The following is a 5,708-nucleotide window of genomic DNA, read 5'->3' as shown; positions in this document are numbered from 1 at the left end:
GGGGGGCTCGAAAATGTTTAAAAGAGCCTCCCCTATACCGAACAGCAAGCGCTGCGCTCGCGCGGCCGCGACTACGCCGACTACCAGCGCAGCACCAGCGCCTTCTTCCCCATGCCGCCGCGGCACTGAGCCGCGCCAGGAGATCCGACATGTCCAGCACCTTCGCCACCTCTTCCCCGCCCGCCGCGCCGGCCGAGCCGCTGGCCACGCGCTTGGCCGAATCCGGCCTGCTGCCCGACGCCATGCTGCGCGCGGCGATGCGCCGGTTGTGCGCGCAACGCCTGCGCGACGAGCGCGCCGGCGGCGCCGACGCGGCCTGGGAGCGCCAGCGCCTGCTGATCGAATCGCTGCGCGAGAGCGCCATCGCGATCGAGACCGACGCAGCCAACCGCCAGCACTACGAAGTGCCGCCGCGCTTCTTCGAGCTGTGCCTGGGCAAGCGCCTGAAGTACAGCAGCTGCTACTGGGACGCGACCACGCCCGATCTCGATGCGGCCGAGGAACGCATGCTGCAGCTGTACGCCGAACGTGCACAGTTGCGCGACCGCCAGCGCATCCTCGAACTGGGCTGCGGCTGGGGCTCGCTGACCTTGTGGATGGCCGAGCAATTCCCCGGCGCGCGCATCACCGCCGTGTCCAACTCGCGGCCGCAGCGCGAGCACATCGAAGCGCAGTGCCGTGCGCGCGGGCTGAACAACGTCAAGGTGATCACCCACGACGCCAACACCCTCACCCTGCCGACCGAGAGCTACGACCGTGTGGTCTCGATCGAGATGTTCGAGCACATGCGCAACTACCGCGAACTGCTCAAGCGGGTCAGCCACTGGCTGGTGCCGGGCGGCCGGCTGTTCGTGCACATCTTCTGCCATCGCGATCTGGCCTACCCGTTCGAGGTGCAGGGCGAGGACAACTGGATGGGCCGGCACTTCTTCACCGGCGGCCTGATGCCGGCGGCCGACACCCTGCTGCAGTTCCAGGACGACCTGGCGATAGAACGCCGCTGGCTGCTGTCCGGCCAGCATTACGAGAAGACCGCCAACGCCTGGCTGCACAACCAGGACCGCCACCGCGACACGCTGATGCCGGTGCTGCAGGCCACCTACGGCGCCGACGCCAAGATCTGGTGGCAACGCTGGCGCATGTTCTGGATGGCCTGCGCGGAACTGTTCGGCTATGAACAGGGCCAGCAGTGGGGCGTGGCGCATTACCGGTTCGTCAGGCGCTGAAGTGCCGGGGTGCCGGGAATGGAGAATGGGGAAACGGGAATGGGCGTCCCGCGAGTGCCCGGGTTACCTGCGCACCCAAGGAACTTCCGGTCAACCGCGACGGGCTTTACCGGCGACGCCTGTCGCGGCTAAAGCCACAGCTTCACGCGGTCGCTCAGGCGACGCACTGCCGGCTTTCCGATTCCCGACTCCCCATTCCCGGCTTTCACGCCGCCGCGGTAATCACGATCTCGATCTTCCAGGCCGGGTCGGCCAGCTTGGCCTGCACGGTGGCGCGGGCCGGGGTGTTGCCCGGGCTGACCCATTCTTCCCAGACCTTGTTCATTTCGGCGAACTCGGCCAGGTCGGTCATGAAGATCTCCGCGCGCAGGATCCGGCTCTTGTCGGTGGCGGCGAGCGCCAGCAACCGGTCGATCGCCGCCAGCACCTGGCGGGTCTGGCCGGCGATGTCTTCGCTGGTATCGTCCGCGATCTGCCCGGCCAGATAGGCCACGCCGTTGTACACGGTCATCTCCGACATCCGCGGGCCGGTATCGAAACGCTGGATCATGATGCGCTGTCCTGTAGTGGGAAGACCACGCCATTGTCGCGCGATTGCGCCGCGGCTGCAGGCACCGGCCGCCACACGCGATACGCCACCGGCAGCAGCCAGGCCAGGATCAACACGATCGGCAGTTTCTGGGTCAGCCCGCGCGGCGGCGCGCGCCACAGCACATGCACCCACAGGGCTACGAACGCCAGCACCGCCAACAGCAGCAACGGTCCGGCGCGGCCCTTCCACGCCGCCTGCCCGCGCAGCCACGCGCTCTGCAGCAGCATCGCCGTGGTCACGCACAGGAACGCGGTCTGCGCGGAGAGCCCGTGCACCAGCGGCGCCAGCAGCGGTGCGCGCTGCGGCAGATAGCTGTCGCCGATCGCCACGCCGCACAGGCCGAGCGCGGCGCAGCCGAACAGCACGACCGGCGCGCCGCTGCGCGCGCGTGGCGGCGCCTGCGCATACAGCCCGGCCGCCAGCGCCACCACGCCGACGGCCAGCAGGACGTAGACGGTGCGCAGCAGCAGCCCGCCAGGCCCATGCAGGTACTGGCTGAGCGTGGCCTGCTGCCAGTGCAGATCGGCACGCACGACCTGCAACGCCACGGCCACGCCGAGGAACAGCAGCGCCAGCAGCAGCGCCGCGGCGCCGGCCAGGCGCGTCCAGCGCGGCGGCGTGGGAAAGGGAGATGCGGACAAGGGCATCGACAGGCTCCGGAACCGACACAGACCGTCGCCACATGCGCCGGCCACGGCCCCTGCCGCGGTCCCGACGCCGTGGCGACGTGCGATTCCACTATCATGCGCGTCGCCGGCACGGCCGGTATAGCCTGGAGCGTGGGATGCACGGCAAGAGGAGCGGTACGGCTGACAGGGGTGCGATGTGTGCGCTGCGGGGTGCGGCCCGGGAGGGCGCCAAGCTCACCGGTACCGGACTCGCCTGCGCGCCGCTGACCGCGACCGCTGTCGGGACCTGACGCGTGGCATCCCACCAGGGTGATGCGCGGCAGGCCGGTGCAACCCGGCTTGCCCCGACACCCCACCCACCGCGACGCAGCCACTTGGTCGCAGCCCTCTCAATGTTCGTCACACGCTTTCATCCAACCGGTATCGCGATGGCCCGTCTTCGTTTCACCCGCACTTCCGCTCCGGCCGCGTCGCGCACCGCGCAACGTGCGCCGTCGCGCCTCGCCGCCGTCCGTCCGCAATGACCGACGCCGCGCCCTCTACTGCCGCACCCACGCCCGGCTGGCGCCGTGCGCTGCCGGTGCTGGCCAGCCTGGCGATCCTGGCCCTGGCGCTGCACGCGCTGGCCACGGAGTTCAGCACCCACGGCTACAGTGCGATCCGTCACGCCTTCAACCAGCTGAGCCTCAGCCAGATCGTGCTGACCCTGCTGCTGGGCCTGAGCAGCTACGCCTGCCTGATCGGCTTCGATGCCGTCGGCCTGCGCCGCAGCGGGCGCAAGCTGCACCCGATGCGGATCAGCATCACCGCGTTCCTGGCGCATGCGGTCGGGCAGACCCTGGGCTTCGCCGCGTTGACCGGCGGCGCGGTACGCCTGCGCGGCTACGGCCGGGTCGGGCTGAGCCTGGCCGAGATCGGCCAGGTGGTGCTGATGAGCACGCTCGGCTTCGTGTTCGGCGCGTGGCTGCTGCTGGCGCTGGCCCTGACCCTGGAACCGGCCGCGGCGGCGCTGGCGCTGCCGGTCGGCGCGACTGCGGTGCGCGCGATCGGCATCGCGTTGCTGGTCGGCTTCGCCACGATGCTGCTGCTGGCCGGTCGCGACGGCCGCACCCTGCGCTGGCGCGCCCATGAGCTGTGGCTGCCGGACCGGCGCACCACCCTGGGCGTGACCGCGCTGAGCGTGGTCGAACTGGGCCTGGCCAGTGCCGCGTTCTACGTACTGCTGCCCAACGAATCGGGCATCGAATACATCGGCTTCGTCGGCCTGTACCTGGTCGCGGTGGTGGCGGGCCTGGTCTCGACCGTGCCGGCCGGCCTGGGCGTGTTCGAGTGGAGCCTGCTCAAGCTGCTGCCCGGCGTGGCGCCGGCGGCGGTGCTGGCGGCGGCGCTGATCTACCGCATCACCTACTACGTGGTGCCGCTGCTGCTGTCGGTGCTGATGGCGTCGCTGTCCGGCCTGCGCCGGCCGCTGGCCGCCAGTGCCGGCGGCGTGCGCGTGGCCTGGCGCACGCTGCGCCCGTGGCTGCCGCAGATCATCGCCCTGGCGGTGTTCGCGGTCGGCGCGGCGCTGGTCATCGACGGCACCCTGCCCACGCCCAAGCGCCGCCAGGACATGGCGCCGCTGTCGATCATGGAAACCTCGCACCTGCTGGCCAGCCTCGGCGGCGTGGTGCTGCTGCTGATCGGCCAGGGCCTGCAGCGGCGCAGCCATGCCGCCTGGGTGCTGGCGATCGGCATCTGCGTGCTGCTGCCGCTGCCGGCCTGGCTGCGCGGCGGCCACGTCTCGGTGGCGCTGTCCTCGCTGGTGGTGGCGGTCGGCCTGTGGGGCGCGCGCCGCGAGTTCTACCGCGAGGGCGCGCTGCTCGACGAGGCCTGGTCGTGGCCGTGGCTGCGCAACCTCGGCCTGGTGCTGATCGCCACGATCTGGCTGCTGTTCTTCGTCTACAGCCACGTCGAATACCAGAACGAGCTGTGGTGGGAATTCGCCACCTCGGCCAACGCGCCGCGTGCGCTGCGCGCGGTGCTGCTGGTCAGCGTGGCGGTGGTGGTGTTCGGGCTGGCGCGGCTGCTGCACAGCACGCGCTCGCCATTGCCGCCGGCCGATGGCGCGCAACTGGACGCGTTGGCGCCGGTGCTGGCCGAGGCCACCGACACCCAGGCCTGCCTGGTGCTGACCGGCGACAAGGCGCTGCTGCAGGCCGAGGACGGCCCCGGCTTCGTGATGATGCAGCGCTACGGCGGCTCGCTGGTGGCGATGGGCGACCCGGTCGGCGCGCCGGAAGTGGCCCGCGCGCTGATCTGGCGCTTCCGCGAGGAAGCCGACCGCATGGGCCTGCGCCCGGTGTTCTACCAGGTCGGCGAGCAGCACTGGCAGACCTACCTGGACCTGGGCCTGACCCTGGTCAAGCTCGGCGAGGAAGCGATGGTGTCGCTGGAGGGCTTCCACCTGGAAGGCCGCGACCGCGCCGACCTGCGCCAGGCCTGGAACCGCGGCAAGCGCAGCGGGCTGAGCTTCCGCATCGTCGAGACCGACGCGGTGGACGCGCTGATGCCGGTGCTGGCCGAGGTCTCGCAGCAGTGGCTGGAAGACAAGGCCGGTGCCGAGAAGGGCTTCTCGCTGGGCAGCTTCGACCCGGCCTACCTGCGCCGCTTCCCGATCGCGGTGGTGGAGTTCGAGGGCAGGGTCGTGGCCTTCGCCAACCTGTGGCAGGCCCCGGCCGGTCACGAGCTGTCGGTGGACCTGATGCGGCACATCGCCGATGCGCCGAAGGGCACGATGGACTTCCTGTTCATCGAGCTGTTCCTGTGGGGCCGCGACCAGGGCTACAAGCGCTTCTCGCTGGGCATGGCGCCGCTGTCGGGCCTGGCCCAGCACCGCCTGGCCGGGCGCTGGAACCGCTTCGGCAACCTGATCGTGCGCCACGGCGAACGCTTCTACGGCTTCACCGGCCTGCGCCGCTTCAAGTCCAAGTTCGCCCCTGCCTGGCGCACCCGCTACCTCGCCGCCCCCGGCGGCATGCACCTGCCCGCCGCCCTGCTGGACGTGACCCGACTGATCTCGCTGGATCCGCGCAAGCCGGAGTGAGGCGGGGATTGGGGAGTCGGGATTGGCCTGGCTACCCCGTTTGCCGGAGCTTTACGAGGCTTCGCGCCGCACCCTCATCCGCCCCTTCGGGGCACCTTCTCCCGAGGGGAGAAGGAACAGCAAAGCCCCTCTCCCCCCGGGAGAGGGGTTGGGGTGAGGGTACGACCGCCATGGAG

4 protein-coding genes are annotated in these 5,708 nt (G+C 70.6%); 2 read left to right on the top strand and 2 right to left on the bottom strand.

Going from position 1 to position 5,708, the window contains the following annotated elements; all coding sequences use genetic code 11:
* Positions 1 to 149: 149 nt before the first annotated feature.
* Positions 150 to 1,226: a cyclopropane-fatty-acyl-phospholipid synthase family protein gene (locus tag CEK69_RS14070; protein ID WP_152246238.1), complete on the top strand. Its 1,077-nt coding sequence runs from the start codon at positions 150 to 152 to the stop codon at positions 1,224 to 1,226.
* Positions 1,227 to 1,431: 205 nt separating this feature from the next.
* On the opposite strand, the gene CEK69_RS14065 is transcribed toward CEK69_RS14070, so the two are convergent.
* Both CEK69_RS14065 and CEK69_RS14060 read right to left on the bottom strand, forming a co-directional pair.
* Positions 1,432 to 1,776 (bottom strand): RidA family protein, encoded by a 345-nt coding sequence (locus tag CEK69_RS14065; protein WP_017910151.1) that lies wholly within the window; start codon positions 1,774 to 1,776, stop codon positions 1,432 to 1,434.
* Positions 1,773 to 2,465 (bottom strand): DUF998 domain-containing protein, encoded by a 693-nt coding sequence (locus tag CEK69_RS14060; RefSeq protein WP_152246236.1) that lies wholly within the window; start codon positions 2,463 to 2,465, stop codon positions 1,773 to 1,775. The genes CEK69_RS14065 and CEK69_RS14060 overlap by 4 nt, the downstream gene beginning before the upstream one ends.
* A gap of 502 nt (positions 2,466 to 2,967) precedes the next feature.
* On the opposite strand from CEK69_RS14060, the gene mprF reads away from it, so the two are divergent.
* A complete protein-coding gene (gene mprF, locus CEK69_RS14055) occupies positions 2,968 to 5,532 on the top strand; it encodes a bifunctional lysylphosphatidylglycerol flippase/synthetase MprF (RefSeq protein WP_152246234.1) in 2,565 nt (854 codons plus the stop codon).
* Positions 5,533 to 5,708: the final 176 nt, after the last annotated feature.

The organism is Xanthomonas sp. LMG 12462 (assembly GCF_009192885.1).
Lineage (GTDB): Bacteria > Pseudomonadota > Gammaproteobacteria > Xanthomonadales > Xanthomonadaceae > Xanthomonas_A > Xanthomonas_A sontii.
This window is presented reverse-complemented; position numbering and strand designations above follow the sequence as displayed.

Coding starts and splice junctions, on each gene's coding strand:
- CEK69_RS14065 (WP_017910151.1), bottom strand. CDS start 1,776: ATGATCCAGCGTTTCGATACCGGCCCGCGGATGTCGGAGATGACCGTG.
- CEK69_RS14060 (WP_152246236.1), bottom strand. CDS start 2,465: ATGCCCTTGTCCGCATCTCCCTTTCCCACGCCGCCGCGCTGGACGCGC.
- mprF (WP_152246234.1), top strand. CDS start 2,968: ATGACCGACGCCGCGCCCTCTACTGCCGCACCCACGCCCGGCTGGCGC.
- CEK69_RS14070 (WP_152246238.1), top strand. CDS start 150: ATGTCCAGCACCTTCGCCACCTCTTCCCCGCCCGCCGCGCCGGCCGAG.